The sequence below is a fragment of the Sodalis sp. C49 genome (assembly GCF_046352915.1).
Lineage (GTDB): Bacteria > Pseudomonadota > Gammaproteobacteria > Enterobacterales > Enterobacteriaceae > Acerihabitans.
On the sequence record NZ_CP163303.1, the window covers coordinates 2,062,033 to 2,075,135 of the forward strand.

Genomic DNA, 13,103 nt, shown 5'->3' on the forward strand with positions numbered 1-13,103 from the left:
TCAGTCCCGATAGATCAGGCCGTAGATCAGCTGATAACTCAGCGGCAAACCCGCCGATTGCCGTTGCCATGCCGCGTCCAGACGTACAAGACGCTGCCGCCCGGTCAGCCCGGGGGTGCGTCCGTCACGCAGGTAACCTGCGCCCACGCCTTTCAGGCCGTGCAGCAGCGCCGACAGATGCGGATAATGCAGGGTATGGCGCGCCGCGCTCAGCCGGTGGCGGTACGGCGAAAACGCCCGCTCGATCGCCCCGGCCGTCAGGAAGCGGTTGATATGGACCGCCTGGTCCACCTGCGACCAGGCCTGCTGCAATTCCCCAAGCGATCCCTCGGCCAGCGTGGAAAGGGCAATCAGGCCGCCAGGGCGGGTGACCCGATAAAACTCCGCCAGTACCCGGGGCAGGTCGTCACACCACTGTACCGCCAGGTTGGAAAAGCAGATGTCCACACAGGCGTCGGCCAGCGGCAAACGTTCGATATCGCCGGCCAGGTAGGCCGCGGCCGATAGGTTACGCCGCGCCTCGGCGAGCATGGCGGGCGAGAGATCCAGCGCCACCACCCGGCTGCCGGCCTCCTGCCAGCGGCGGCTGAACCAGCCGGTGCCGCAGCCGGCATCCAGCAGGCGGCGCCCCGGCTGTTCGCCCAGCAGCGCCATCAAACGTTCGCCGCTGTCCCGCTGCAGGGCGGCATGGCGTTCGTACCCCACCGCTGCGCGGCTAAAGGCGCGGGCGATGCCCGCTTTATGCGCATCGGTGTGCATGATCCAGGGCCTCCAGTAATTTATCGATATCCGCATCCTGATGCGCGGCGGTGAGGGTGATGCGCAGCCGGGCGCCGCCCGGCGGCACCGTTGGCGGCCGGATGGCGGTAAGCCAGCAGCCTTGTTCGCGCAGGCTGGCGCTGAGGCGCAGCGCCAACTGATTATCCCCCACCAGCAGCGGCTGGATAGCGGTGTCCGATCGGCCGAGCGGGTAACCCAGCCCGGCGGCGCCCTGGCGGAACCGGTCGATATTGCGTTGCAGGCGGGCGCGAAGCGCATCACCGGCGATGATGGCGTCCAGGGACGCGTCGATAGCGCACACCTGGGCCGGGGGCAAGGCGGTGCTGTAGATAAGATGGCGGGCAAACTGCAGCAGATATTCCGCCACCGGCTGCGCGCATAATATCGCCGCGCCGCCCACGCCGGCGGCTTTACCGAAGGTCACCACCAGCAGTTCCGGATGGCACCCCTGCGCCCAGGCGCTGCCCCTGCCCTGCTCGCCGAGGACGCCGAAGCCATGGGCATCGTCAACCAGCAGCCAGCCGCCGGTGTCGCCCATAACCTGGTGCAAGGCGGCCAGCGGCGCGCCGTCGCCGTCCATGCTGAATACGCCCTCGGTGACGGCCAGCCGCACGCCCGGGCACGAGGTTTGCGCCAGCCGCGCCAGGGAACCGGCGTCATTATGCTGGAAACGGCGCAGCTGTGCCGGCGCATGCGACGCGGCTTCCAGCAGGGAGGCATGGCTGAGTTTATCCGCCAGGATCTGATCGTCCTTGCCCGCCAGCGCGCAGATCGCCCCTTGGTTGGCGGCATAGCCGGAGGTAAACAACAGCGCGCGCTCGTAGCCCAGCCAGGCGGCCAGCCGTTGCTCCAGCGCCTCGTGGCACGCGCTGTGGCCGGTGACATGGCCGGAGCCGCCGCTGCCTACGCCGTGGCGCGCCGCGCCGTGGCGCCAGGCGGCGACCAGGCGCGCATCGCGGGCCAGGCCCAGGTAGTCGTTGCTGGAAAAATTCAGATAGCGGCGCCCCTGGTATTCCAGCAGCCGGTGATTGCCGTCGGCGACGGCCCGGCGCTTGCGGTAGGCATCGGCCTGTTGCCGCTCGCGCAGGCCCCGATCGATTTTGTCAGCCCAGTCCATCAGCGCGCCGCGTTGTAAAATTGCGGCGTATCGGCCGCCAGCAGCTGTGCTGCCAGCTGCTGCTGGCGCCGGTTATCTCCCGCGTCGGTGTGGTGGTGCTGCGGATTAAGGCCGAGTTTGCGAAACAGCGCCAGATCCTGATCCTCCCCGGGATTGGGCGTGGTCAGCAGCTTGCAGCCGTAAAAAATGGAATTGGCGCCCGCCATAAAGCACAGCGCCTGGGTCTGCTCGCTCATCTGCTCGCGCCCGGCGGACAGGCGTACATGGGAGCGGGGCATCATGATCCGCGCCACCGCGATGGTACGGATAAAATCGAACGCGTCGACTTCATCATTTTCCGCCAGCGGCGTTCCCTTGACCTTAACCAGCATATTGATCGGCACGCTTTCCGGCGGCTCCGGCAGGTTGGCCAGCTGCACCAGCAGGCCGGCGCGATCGGCGATGGTTTCACCCAGGCCGACGATGCCGCCCGAGCAGACCTTGATGCCCGCGCCGCGCACTTTATCCAGGGTATCCAAGCGATCCTGGTAGGTACGGGTGGTGATGATCGAACCGTAGAATTCCGGCGACGTATCCAGGTTATGATTGTAGAAATCCAGGCCGGCGGCCGCCAGCCGTTGCGCCTGCGTTTCGCTGAGCATGCCCAGGGTCATGCAGGTTTCCATGCCCATGGCCTTGACGCCCTGCACCATTTGCTCCAGATAGGGCATATCGCGATCGCGGGGGTTTTTCCAGGCCGCGCCCATGCAAAACCGGGTGGAGCCGGCGGCCTTGGCCTTTTGCGCCGACGTCAGCACCTGTTCCACCTGCATCAGCTGCTCCGCCGCCAGGCCGGTATTATACCGGGCGCTTTGCGGGCAGTATTTGCAATCCTCCGGACAGGCGCCGGTTTTGATCGACAGCAGCGTGCTGACCTGGATTTGATGGGGATCGAAGTGCTGGCGGTGAACGGTCTGCGCTTCAAACATAAGATCCATAAAGGGTTTGGCAAACAAAGCCTGGGCCTGCTGCAATGTCCAGCGCGGGTTATGTTGCATGGGGTTATCGTCTCGCGTTACCGGCTTAAAATAGTTTCGCTAGTGTAAGTCAAGCCGTTATACTGTCAACCAAATATTCTCTATTCCGGTTTACAACTCATTGATGATTGCCGACGATCTGATTTTCGACCAACGCCATATCTGGCATCCCTATACCTCCATGACCCACCCGCTTCCGGTGTATCCGGTCGTCGCCGCCGCGGGCTGCGAGCTGGAGCTTGCCGACGGCCGCCGGCTGGTGGACGGCATGTCCTCCTGGTGGGCGGCGATCCATGGCTATAACCATCCGGCCATCAACCAGGCGGTAGCCGCACAGCTGCAGGAGATGTCCCACGTGATGTTCGGCGGCGTTACCCACCCGCAGGCCGTGGCGCTTTGCCGTCGCCTGGTCGCCATGACGCCCGCGCCTCTGGAATGTGTATTCCTGGCGGATTCCGGCTCGGTGGCGGTGGAGGTGGCGATTAAGATGGCGCTGCAATACTGGCAGGCGCGGGGCGAGCGCCGCAAACACCTGGTGACCCTGCGCCGGGGCTATCATGGCGATACCTTCGGCGCCATGTCGGTGTGCGATCCGCAGACGTCCATGCACCGGCTATACCAGGGTTACCTGCCGCAACATTCTTTTGTCGCGGCGCCGCAGTGCCGTTTTGGCGAAGCGTGGCGGGAAGAGGATGCCGATGAGCTTGCCGCCCTGCTGGCCGGCGGGGAACGGCCGGCGGCGGTGATCCTGGAACCCATAGTGCAGGGCGCCGGGGGCATGCGATTTTATCATCCCACCTACCTGCGGCGGGTGCGTGAACTGTGCGATCGCTACGATACGCTGCTGATCGCCGATGAGATTGCCACCGGTTTCGGCCGCACCGGCAAGCTGTTCGCCTGTGAGCATGCCGGCGTCGCGCCGGATATCATGTGCCTGGGCAAAGCGTTGACCGGCGGTTACCTGACCCTGTCCGCCACCCTGGCCACCCGCGCGGTAGCCGATACCATCAGCAACGGCGAGGCGGGCTGTTTTATGCATGGCCCGACTTTTATGGCCAATCCGCTGGCCTGCGCCGCCGCCAACGCCAGCCTGGCGCTGCTGGAACAAGGCGATTGGCCGGCGCAGGTGGCGGCGATTGAACGGCAACTGCAGGCGGGGCTGCTGCCGTTGCGTGACCATCCGCAGGTGATCGATGCGCGGGTGCTGGGCGCCATCGGCGTGGTTGAAACGTGTTCGCCGGTTAATATGGCGGCGCTGCAGCGCTTTTTTGTCGACCGCGGCGTGTGGATCCGCCCGTTTGGCCGCTTAATTTATCTGATGCCGCCCTATATTATGCCAGAACGACAGCTGTCCCAGCTGATAAGCGCGCTTGCCGCGTCGCTGGACGAACCGGCCCATTTTTCCGCCTGAGTGCCCCTGATGATAAGGGCGGCCGGCTGAGCAGGCTAAGGGACCATGCACTATGATCAACACTTGGCCTGATGTCTTTAAACAAGAAAACAGGGAAATCAGATGAACCAGAATAAACACATCAACCGGCGCATTGTCCTGGCCTCCCGTCCGGCGGGCGCGCCGGTGCCGGATAATTTCCGTCTGGAAACCGCCGCGGTACCGCAGCCGGGCGCGGGTCAGGTGCTGCTGCGCACCGTTTATTTGTCGCTCGATCCCTATATGCGCGGGCGGATGAACGACGCCGAATCCTACTCGGCGCCGGTGGCGCTGGACGCGGTGATGGGCGCCGGTACGGTGGCGCGCGTCGAGGCCAGCAACCATCCTGATTTTGTGCCCGGTGAGTGGGTGCTGAGCTACAGCGGCTGGCAGGATTATGCCCTGACCGACGGCAGCGACGTAAAAAAGCTTCAGGGCGATCTTCTGGAGCATCCCTCATGGGCGCTGGGCGTGCTGGGTATGCCCGGTTTTACCGCCTATATGGGCCTGATGGATATCGGCCAGCCTAAAGCCGGCGAAACACTGGTGGTGGCCGCCGCCAGCGGCGCGGTAGGCTCGGTGGTCGGCCAGGTGGCGCGGCTGAAGGGCTGCCGCACGGTGGGTATCGCCGGCGGCAAGGATAAATGCCGCTACGCGGTGGAGACGCTGGGATTTGACGTCTGCCTCGATCGCCGCGACGCGGATTTCGCCGGCCAGCTGGCGCGGGCCTGCCCGGACGGCATCGATATTTATTTCGAGAACGTCGGCGGCGCGGTGTTCGATGCGGTGCTGCCACTGCTCAATACCTCCGCCCGTATCCCATTGTGCGGGCTGATTGCCAACTACAATATGCAAAACTTGCCCGACGGCAAGGATCGCCTGCCCTATTTACAGGCGCTGCTGTTGCGCAAACGCATACGGATGCAGGGGTATATCATTACCCTGGACTACGGCCACCGTTACGACGAATTTATCCAGGCGATGGGGCCTTGGGTGAGCGAAGGCAAGGTGCGGATGCGCGAGGACATCGTCGATGGGCTGGAGCAAGCGCCGCAGGCCTTTATCGGCTTGTTGGAGGGCAAGAACTTCGGCAAGCTGGTGGTGCGGGTGGGTAGCGATCGGCCATAGCGTTTTTACTTGAACGCCCCTTCTTATTACGATGACCCAACGACGGAGATAATCGATGAAAGTTGCAATAGTCCTGACTTCGCACGATAAATTGGGCGATACCGGCAAGCCCACCGGTTTCTGGCTCGAAGAGCTGGTGGCACCGTATTATATTTTCCACGACGCAGGTATCGAGATTACCCTGGCCTCGCCCAAGGGCGGACAGCCGCCGCTTGATCCCAAAAGTGACGACGCCGACGCCCAGACCCAGGATACCGAGCGTTTCCGTACCGATCGCGCGGCCCAGCAGGCCTTGGCGAATACGGTGAAACTCGATACGTTGGACGCGGCGGATTTTGACGCGGTATTTTATCCCGGCGGCCATGGCCCGCTGTGGGATCTGGCGGAAGATCGGCATTCGATTGCCCTGATTGAAAATACCTTTGCCGCCGGTAAACCGGTAGGCGCTGTCTGCCATGCGCCCGGCGTCTTGCGCCATGTTAAAAAGCCGGACGGCACCCCACTGGTGGCGGGGAAACGGGTAACCGGTTTTAGCAATAGCGAGGAAGAAGCGGTGCAGTTAACCAAGGTGGTGCCGTTCCTGGTGGAGGATGAGCTTAAACGGCTGGGCGGCGATTACCAGAAGGTCGACGATTGGCAGTCATTGTCGGTTATAGACGGCCATCTGGTCACCGGCCAGAATCCCGGCTCGTCGGCGGCCACTGCGCAGAATGTATTAAAATTGCTAAATTGCTGATAAGGAGCGGATATGGCTTTTACGTTACGCAGTAACGATCTGCGGGATGGCGAAAAGATGCCTGAGCGCCATGTGTTTAACGGCATGGGCTATAGCGGCGAGAATATCTCGCCTCATCTGGCCTGGGACGGCGCGCCCGAGGGAACCAAGAGTTTTGTGATTACCGTTTACGATCCCGATGCGCCTACCGGCTCCGGCTGGTGGCATTGGCTGGTGGCCAATCTGCCGGCCGATACCCGGGCGCTGCCGCAGGGGGCCGGGTCCGGGCTGGTGAACCTGCCGGCCGGGGCGGTACAGTGTCGTACCGATTTCGGTAAAGCGGGTTATGGCGGCGCGGCGCCGCCGCAGGGCGATACCCATCGTTATCAGTTTAGCGTACACGCGCTGGACGTTGAGAGCATTGAGGTGGATGAGCACGCCAGCGGCGCAGTGGTGGGGTTTAACGTGCATTTCCATTCATTGGGCAAGGCGTCGCTGACCGTCACATATAATTAGCGGGCGCGTGCTCCCTTGAACAGGCCTGCTTTGGGTTCAGGGCTGGCGGGCCTGCCGCGCCATGGGGCCTCGGTCGGGCGAAAAACCACGCCCGATTCAACCCCATTGGCGCGCTCTCCCTTGAACACGTCGGCCTTAGGTGCGGTGTTAACGGGCCTGCCGCGCCATGGGGCCTCGGTCGGGCGAAAAACCACGCCCGATTCCACCCCATTGGCGCGCTCTCCCTTGAACACGTCGGCCTTAGGTACGGTGTTAACGGGCCTGCCGCGCCATGGGGCACGCTGTCTTCAACACGCTGGGATTAGCGTTCGAGGATCGACACCCACATCGGTCCCTGCCCCACCGGGTAACGCGCCAGCGGCGTTAACCCGCCGGTATCGCCTTCGATGCGATAGACTCCGATATGCCCCGATTTCTGCCCAGCGGCGACCAGGAAGCGGCCTGCGGCATCGATATTAAAGCCGCGCGGCTGGGTTTCGGTGGGCTGGTAGCCCAGCACATCCAGGGTGCTGCCGTCTTCCGATACCGCAAAACGGGTGATGACGCTGGCGGTGCGATCGCAGCCAAACAGGTAACGTCCGTCCGGGGTGATATGGATATCCGCCGCCCAGCGGGTATCGGCGAATCCCGGCGGCATCAGATCCAGCGTCTGGATAATACGCGGCGTGTTTCCCGCATCATCCAGGGCATAGACGTTGACCGAGCTGTTCAGCTCATTGAGGCAGTAGGCATAGGGGCGGTGGGGATGGAACACCATGTGGCGCGGTCCGGCGCCGCTGACCGTGTTCACCGCCTCGGGCCGGCGCGGCTGCAGCTGGCCCGAGGCCGCGATATCAAACAGGCGGATGCGATCTTCCTTCAGGCAAGGCACCCATAAAATCCGGTTGGTCGGATCGACATTGGCGGAATGGCAATTAACCAGGTCGTCCAATACCTGCAGCGGCGCGCCGGCGATGCCGTTTTCATCGATGGGGCTGACGCTGACGCAGCTTTTGCTGTAGGAGGCGCAGAACAGAAAACGCCCCTGGCGATCGGTGCTCAGATGGGTGGGGCTGCCGGGCAGCGGCGCCATAGCGGCCTCGGTCAACAGGCCTTGTTCATCGATGTGGTAACTGACGACACCAAAATCAGGACGCACGCCGAGGTAGAGATGGGTTTTAGCCGGGTTTATCGCCATCGGCTGTCCCTGCCCCGGGGTGTCAACCACCTGCAGCAGGCTCAACTGGCCCTCCTGATCCATTTGCCAGACATGCAGCTGCTGACTTTCGGGACTGGCAACATAGACGATCTGCTTCATGGGTTCTCCTTTATTTGCATTAGCGCCTTGAGCATTGATAATAGGTGAATAATGGGCTCTCCGGTTAGCATCTCACTGTTGTTGTTTGTTATCCACCGACATTTTTCACGGTTTTCGTCACCTGGCTTACGGTGTACCATCTGGCATGACTTTACTTATCCGCATAATGAGAAAACTATGACCTATCGCATAATAGCCCTGGATCTTGACGGTACCTTGTTGGATCGACAAAAAAGAATTCTGCCGCAATCGCTTAAGGCCCTGAATGATGCCCGTGCGGCGGGGATGGAGGTGGTGGTGGTGACCGGCCGCCATCACGTGGCAATCCATCCTTTCTACCAGGCGCTGAAGATTAGCACTCCCGCCATATGCTGTAACGGCACCTATCTCTATGATTACCAGCAAAAAAAAGTCATCACCGCCAACCCCCTTGAGAAAGCTCAGGCCCGGCGGGTGCTGGAACTGCTGAAGCAATATGATATCCATGGCTTGATTTACGTGGATGACGCGATGATCTACGAACAACCCAGCGATCACGTGATCCGTTCGCAGGCCTGGGCCGCTACCCTGCCGGAGGCGCAACGGCCGAACCTGCTGCAGGTGGACAGCCTGTTCGCGGCGGCTGAAGAGGCAAACGCCATCTGGAAATTCGCCACCTCCTATCCGGATACGGTAAAGCTTCGCGCCTTCGCCGGGGTGGTGGAGCAGGAAATGGGGCTGGCCTGCGAATGGTCCTGGCACGATCAGGTGGATATCGCCCAAACGGGCAATAGCAAAGGCAAGCTGTTGCAGCAGTGGGTGGAATCCCAAGGATGGAGCATGGATCAGGTCATTGCGTTTGGCGACAATTATAACGATCTGAGCATGTTGGAAGCCGCGGGCCTGGGCGTGGCGATGGGCAACAGCGATGACGCCATCAAGGCGCGGGCAGACGTCACTATCGGCGATAATGAATCCACGGCCATCGCCGATTTCATCTACCAGCGGGTACTGGGTTAACGCAGCGGACGGTTAAACCGGACAGCGTAATCACGCGACGCCGGGTCATTCCCGTCCGGGGGCCATGGGCCGGGCAGGAAACGGGCGCGGCCGTATTTACGCGTTGATCGATACGCTTTTGATCTGCGCATAAAGCGCCATGCCCGGGGCCAGCGCCAGTTCGTCCCTGGCCCAGGGACTGATCCGCGCCCAAAGCGTATGGCCGTCGATTTCCAGGCGTACCTCAATTTGGTCTCCCACCGTCAGGCATTCGCGCACGGTGGCGGGCAGGATGTTGCGGATACTGCTGCGCGCGGGCGGCGCCATCACCAGGGAAATATCGGTGGCGGCGACACGAATGCGCAGCGCGCTGCCTGGCGGCAACGCCACCCTACCCACCCACAGCCGCTCCCGGCCGAGCGACAGGGCGGTCATGGCGTAGTCCGGATGCTGCTCATCCACCCTGACCTCCAGCACGCTGCTTTGCTCTTCGCGCGGCAGCCAGGGCCGCAGCGCGCTGCTGGCCCATACAGTCTCCAGGCTGCCGAAGGCTTTCAACTGGCCGTTATCCAGGATCAGCACGCGTTCCGCCAATTGCAAAATTTCCTCCATGCTGTGGGTCACATACAGGATCGGGATTTTCACCTTGACGGCCAAACGCTCCAGGTAAGGCAACAGCTCGCGCTTACGCGGCAAATCCAGCGACGCCAGCGGCTCATCCATCAACAGTATTTCCGGCGCGCTCAGCAGCGCGCGGCCGATGGCGACCCGCTGTTTTTCGCCGCCGGAAAGCGTGAGGGGAAAACGTCCCAGCAGATGACCGATGCCCAGCAATGAAATAATGGCGTCGAACTCCGGGCGCATCGAAGCCGCCATGCCGTAAAACAAATTGCCGCGCACCCGATAGTGTGGAAATAGCCGGCCGTCCTGGAAAACATAGCCGATCCGCCGCTTCTCCGGCGGCAGGGCAATGCGCCGTTCGGAGGAAAACAGGGTGCGTCCGTTAAGGATGATATGCCCGCGCTGCGGGCGCGTCAGGCCCGCCACGGCATTGATCAGCGAGGTCTTGCCGGCGCCAGAAACGCCAAACACAGCGGTAATGCCGCTGGCGGGTACGTCGGCCTTGACCGCGAGGGTAGCCTCGCCGAGCCGTTGGCTAATATCGATCTCGAGCATCAGCCCCCCAGCCGTCTGCGGCCCCATTTGGCCAGCCAATCGGCGACAAGCAGCGACACCAGCGAGAGAATAATGGCCAATACGCACAGACGTCCCGCCGCCGCTTCCGCGCCGGGCGTTTCAATGAGCGTATACATGGCCAGTGGAATGGTGCGGGTTTCCCCGGGGATATTGGAAACAAAGGTGATGGTGGCACCAAACTCGCCGAGCGATCGGGCAAAAGCCAGTACCGTCCCTACAACGATACCGGGAAAGGATAGCGGCAGCGTAATAGTGAAAAACACCCGCCAAGGGCCGGCGCCCAAGGTACGGGCCGCCTGCTCCAGCCGCAGATCGATGGCCTCGAGCGACATGCGGATGGCACGCACCATCAAAGGGAACGCCACCACCGCCGAGGCCAGGGCCGCGCCGCGCCAGCTGAAACTAAAACTGAAACCCGTAAGCTGATACAGCCATGCGCCGATAAAACCCCGGCGCCCGAGCGCGATAAGCAGCAGATAACCGATCACCACCGGCGGCAGCACCAACGGCAAATGGATAATACCGTCCAGCAACGCCTTGCCGGGAAAGCGCCAGCGCACCAGTATCCACGCCATCAGAATGCCAAAAGGCAAGCTGCAGGCAACCGCCAGGAGCGATACTTGCAGACTTAAGGCAACCGCCTGCCACTCGTACTCGGTCAGCGGCATTATCTCGGGGTAAAGCCGTTCTGTTTAAACACCGCCGATGCCGCCGGGGTTTTCAGGTAGTCATAAAAGGCCTTGGCCGCCGGCGTGGCGTTATCCTTGATCAGCGCCATGGGATATTCCACCGGTTTATGGCTGTCTTTCGGGAACGTGGCCACGACTTTAACCCCTTTACTGGAAAGCGCATCCGAGCCATAGACGATACCCAACGGCGCTTCCCCACGTTCAACCAGCGCTAATGCGCCGCGTACGTCGCTGGCGCGGGCCATCACCGGCGACAGCTGATCCCAGGCGCCCAGGTTCTGCAAGGCTTCCTTGGCATAAATGCCCGCCGGCACATGATCCGGATCGCCAACCGCCAGTTTCTGTCCCTTCAGCAACGATGTCCAGTCGGTCTTTTTATCGATGGTGAACGGCTTGAGGGCGCTTGATGTCGGCGCCACCAGCACCAGTTCGTTACCCAGCAGGGTATAGCGAGTATCGGTGACAATCTGTTGTTTATTCTGCGCGTAGTCCATCCACTGCTGGTCGGCGGAGATAAACATGTTGGCCGGCGCGCCCTGCTCTATCTGGCGCGCCAGCGTAGAGGAAGAGGCAAAAGACGAAACGATCTCGACTTTATGATCCCGTTGATAATTTTTGGCGATATCCTGCAAGGCATTGGTCAGCGACGCGGCGGCAAATACCGTGACTTTATCCGCCGCCGGCGCGGCCAGCGCCTGAAAGCCCAGCAACTGCACACTCAGCGCCGCGGTAAATGCCGCACCGGCAATCCATTTAGAACGTAAAGTAGTCATAGCTCACCTTGAATGATCGTTATGCAAAAAATAATATAACGCACGATCACTTTTGTCATTAGTTATTGTAGGGATTAATGAAAGGTTACGGCAGGCGAAAAAAAACGCGCCGCGGTGCCCTGGCCCGGAACACCGCGGGAAGAAGTGACTATCGGTCGGTTTTGATAGCGGCCGCGTCCCGGGCGCGATCCAGCGCCAGGTTAATCAGTTTATCCACCAGTTGCGGATAACCCAGCCCGCTGGCTTCCCATAATTTTGGATACATGCTGATGGAGGTAAAACCGGGGATGGTATTCACTTCATTGATGATGATCTCCTGCTCCCGCGTCAGGAAAAAATCCACCCGCGCCATGACCGCGCAGCCCAGCACCCGGAAGGCGGCCTGGGCGATCAGGCGTATTTCATCGCTAACGGCGCTATCCAGCTGCGCCGGTATCTCCAGTTCCGCCTGTCCGCCCTTGAGGTATTTAGTATCGTAGGCATAAAATTCGTCATTGGCGACAATCTCGCCGCAGACGCTGACGGCGGGGGTGTCGTTGCCCAATACCGCCGTCTCGATTTCACGCCCATCGATAGCCGTTTCAACCAGGACCTTGTGATCAAAGGCAAAGGCCATAATCAGCGCTTGCCGGAATCCGGCGGCATCCACGACCTTGCTGACGCCAACCGAGGATCCCTGGCTGGCCGGCTTGATAAACAGCGGCAGCCCCAGCTGTCCCACAATAGCATCAAAGTCCGCCGTGGCGGAATCGGTGCGGTGGAGCGTGACCGACGGGGTCACCGGCAGGCCCGCGTCGCGCAGCACGCGTTTGGTCATGTCTTTATCCATGCAGACCGCGGAACCCAGAACATCCGGCCCGACAAAGGGCACGCCCAGAACCCGCAGCAATCCCTGGATGGATCCATCCTCGCCGGCGCCGCCGTGCAGCACGGAAAAAGCCACATCAATGGCGGGCAGCGCTTCGCCGCTGGTGATATCAATCAGCTGCGCGGCGTTTTGCCCCGGCACCACCGCCAGATAACGGGCCGAGGGAGCCAGTTTTATCCGCGCCGGGTCGTCGGGATAAAGCAGGTAATCGGCTTCATTGCACAGGGTCCACCGGCCACGCTTATCGACACCGATTAATGTCAGATCAAATTTGTGCCTGTCGACCGCATTAATCACGTTAATGGACGACCGTAACGAGACTTCGTGTTCGGTGGATTGCCCGCCGAATAGCACCGCCAGCCGTTGTTTGCCCTTTTCCGCTTGTTCCATCACATCCTCTTTGATCGTTAAAACATCACTTCAACGCCAACAGAGTATTAGCCGAAAGTGTGCAAGTAAAGCCTGGGATGGACTTGAAGGGTAAACAGGTGCCGCGATACCATTTTCGACGCGAATTAGGCGGGAACCCCGCATTGTCAATGGCTGATGGCCGGTCTGTTCAATATGAATCTCACCGTGTTATTTCTCGCCGGAAACAAC

General features: G+C 61.3%; 13 protein-coding genes. 5 read left to right on the forward strand and 8 right to left on the reverse strand.

Features of this window, described 5'->3' with window-relative positions; translation table 11 throughout:
• From bioC to bioB, 3 genes are read right to left on the reverse strand one after another with little or no spacing between them, the layout of a single operon-like run.
• Positions 1–759 carry a malonyl-ACP O-methyltransferase BioC gene (gene bioC, locus ABUK12_RS09290; RefSeq protein ID WP_410016006.1) on the reverse strand — a complete coding sequence of 253 codons (759 nt, stop codon included), beginning with the start codon at positions 757–759 and terminating at the stop codon, positions 1–3.
• Positions 740–1,897 carry an 8-amino-7-oxononanoate synthase gene (bioF, locus tag ABUK12_RS09295; RefSeq protein WP_410016007.1) on the reverse strand — a complete coding sequence of 386 codons (1,158 nt, stop codon included), beginning with the start codon at positions 1,895–1,897 and terminating at the stop codon, positions 740–742. Before bioF ends, bioC begins: the two co-directional genes overlap by 20 nt.
• Positions 1,897–2,934 (reverse strand): biotin synthase BioB, encoded by a 1,038-nt coding sequence (bioB, locus tag ABUK12_RS09300; RefSeq protein ID WP_410016008.1) that lies wholly within the window; start codon positions 2,932–2,934, stop codon positions 1,897–1,899. Before bioB ends, bioF begins: the two co-directional genes overlap by 1 nt.
• 103 nt (positions 2,935–3,037) lie before the next feature.
• On the opposite strand from bioB, the gene bioA reads away from it, so the two are divergent.
• The 4 genes from bioA (at position 3,038) to ABUK12_RS09320 (ending at position 6,701) form a co-directional block, all read left to right on the forward strand.
• On the forward strand, positions 3,038–4,324 hold the full coding sequence (gene bioA, locus ABUK12_RS09305; protein ID WP_410016009.1) for an adenosylmethionine--8-amino-7-oxononanoate transaminase: 1,287 nt from the start codon (positions 3,038–3,040) through the stop codon (positions 4,322–4,324).
• A gap of 102 nt (positions 4,325–4,426) precedes the next feature.
• Positions 4,427–5,470 (forward strand): NADP-dependent oxidoreductase, encoded by a 1,044-nt coding sequence (locus ABUK12_RS09310; RefSeq protein ID WP_410016010.1) that lies wholly within the window; start codon positions 4,427–4,429, stop codon positions 5,468–5,470.
• Between the two features lie 55 nt (positions 5,471–5,525).
• Positions 5,526–6,206 carry a type 1 glutamine amidotransferase domain-containing protein gene (locus tag ABUK12_RS09315; protein WP_410016011.1) on the forward strand — a complete coding sequence of 227 codons (681 nt, stop codon included), beginning with the start codon at positions 5,526–5,528 and terminating at the stop codon, positions 6,204–6,206.
• Positions 6,207–6,218: 12 nt separating this feature from the next.
• Positions 6,219–6,701: a kinase inhibitor gene (locus tag ABUK12_RS09320; RefSeq protein ID WP_410016012.1), complete on the forward strand. Its 483-nt coding sequence runs from the start codon at positions 6,219–6,221 to the stop codon at positions 6,699–6,701.
• Between the two features lie 301 nt (positions 6,702–7,002).
• On the opposite strand, the gene pgl is transcribed toward ABUK12_RS09320, so the two are convergent.
• A complete protein-coding gene (pgl, locus tag ABUK12_RS09325) occupies positions 7,003–7,998 on the reverse strand; it encodes a 6-phosphogluconolactonase (RefSeq protein ID WP_410016013.1) in 996 nt (331 codons plus the stop codon).
• 177 nt (positions 7,999–8,175) lie between these two features.
• Here pgl and ABUK12_RS09330 point away from each other — a divergent pair, with 177 nt between their 5' ends.
• The gene (locus tag ABUK12_RS09330; protein ID WP_410016014.1) at positions 8,176–8,997 is read left to right on the forward strand and encodes a pyridoxal phosphatase; all 822 of its coding nucleotides are present in this window, start codon (positions 8,176–8,178) and stop codon (positions 8,995–8,997) included.
• A 96-nt stretch (positions 8,998–9,093) separates the two neighbouring features.
• Here ABUK12_RS09330 and modC read toward each other — a convergent pair whose 3' ends face one another.
• The 4 genes from modC to ddlA form a co-directional block, all read right to left on the reverse strand.
• On the reverse strand, positions 9,094–10,152 hold the full coding sequence (modC, locus tag ABUK12_RS09335; protein ID WP_410016015.1) for a molybdenum ABC transporter ATP-binding protein ModC: 1,059 nt from the start codon (positions 10,150–10,152) through the stop codon (positions 9,094–9,096).
• Entirely contained in the window at positions 10,152–10,841 is a 690-nt protein-coding gene (gene modB, locus ABUK12_RS09340; RefSeq protein WP_410016016.1) for a molybdate ABC transporter permease subunit, read from the reverse strand. The genes modC and modB overlap by 1 nt, the downstream gene beginning before the upstream one ends.
• The gene (modA, locus tag ABUK12_RS09345; RefSeq protein ID WP_410016017.1) at positions 10,841–11,635 is read right to left on the reverse strand and encodes a molybdate ABC transporter substrate-binding protein; all 795 of its coding nucleotides are present in this window, start codon (positions 11,633–11,635) and stop codon (positions 10,841–10,843) included. Before modA ends, modB begins: the two co-directional genes overlap by 1 nt.
• A gap of 148 nt (positions 11,636–11,783) precedes the next feature.
• The gene (ddlA, locus tag ABUK12_RS09350) at positions 11,784–12,893 is read right to left on the reverse strand and encodes a D-alanine--D-alanine ligase (RefSeq protein ID WP_410016018.1); all 1,110 of its coding nucleotides are present in this window, start codon (positions 12,891–12,893) and stop codon (positions 11,784–11,786) included.
• Positions 12,894–13,103 lie beyond the last annotated feature (210 nt).

Coding starts and splice junctions, on each gene's coding strand:
- bioB (WP_410016008.1), bottom strand. CDS start 2,934: ATGCAACATAACCCGCGCTGGACATTGCAGCAGGCCCAGGCTTTGTTT.
- bioF (WP_410016007.1), bottom strand. CDS start 1,897: ATGGACTGGGCTGACAAAATCGATCGGGGCCTGCGCGAGCGGCAACAG.
- modB (WP_410016016.1), bottom strand. CDS start 10,841: ATGCCGCTGACCGAGTACGAGTGGCAGGCGGTTGCCTTAAGTCTGCAA.
- ABUK12_RS09330 (WP_410016014.1), top strand. CDS start 8,176: ATGACCTATCGCATAATAGCCCTGGATCTTGACGGTACCTTGTTGGAT.
- modA (WP_410016017.1), bottom strand. CDS start 11,635: ATGACTACTTTACGTTCTAAATGGATTGCCGGTGCGGCATTTACCGCG.
- ABUK12_RS09310 (WP_410016010.1), top strand. CDS start 4,427: ATGAACCAGAATAAACACATCAACCGGCGCATTGTCCTGGCCTCCCGT.
- bioC (WP_410016006.1), bottom strand. CDS start 759: ATGCACACCGATGCGCATAAAGCGGGCATCGCCCGCGCCTTTAGCCGC.
- ABUK12_RS09315 (WP_410016011.1), top strand. CDS start 5,526: ATGAAAGTTGCAATAGTCCTGACTTCGCACGATAAATTGGGCGATACC.
- bioA (WP_410016009.1), top strand. CDS start 3,038: ATGATTGCCGACGATCTGATTTTCGACCAACGCCATATCTGGCATCCC.
- modC (WP_410016015.1), bottom strand. CDS start 10,152: ATGCTCGAGATCGATATTAGCCAACGGCTCGGCGAGGCTACCCTCGCG.
- ddlA (WP_410016018.1), bottom strand. CDS start 12,893: ATGGAACAAGCGGAAAAGGGCAAACAACGGCTGGCGGTGCTATTCGGC.
- ABUK12_RS09320 (WP_410016012.1), top strand. CDS start 6,219: ATGGCTTTTACGTTACGCAGTAACGATCTGCGGGATGGCGAAAAGATG.
- pgl (WP_410016013.1), bottom strand. CDS start 7,998: ATGAAGCAGATCGTCTATGTTGCCAGTCCCGAAAGTCAGCAGCTGCAT.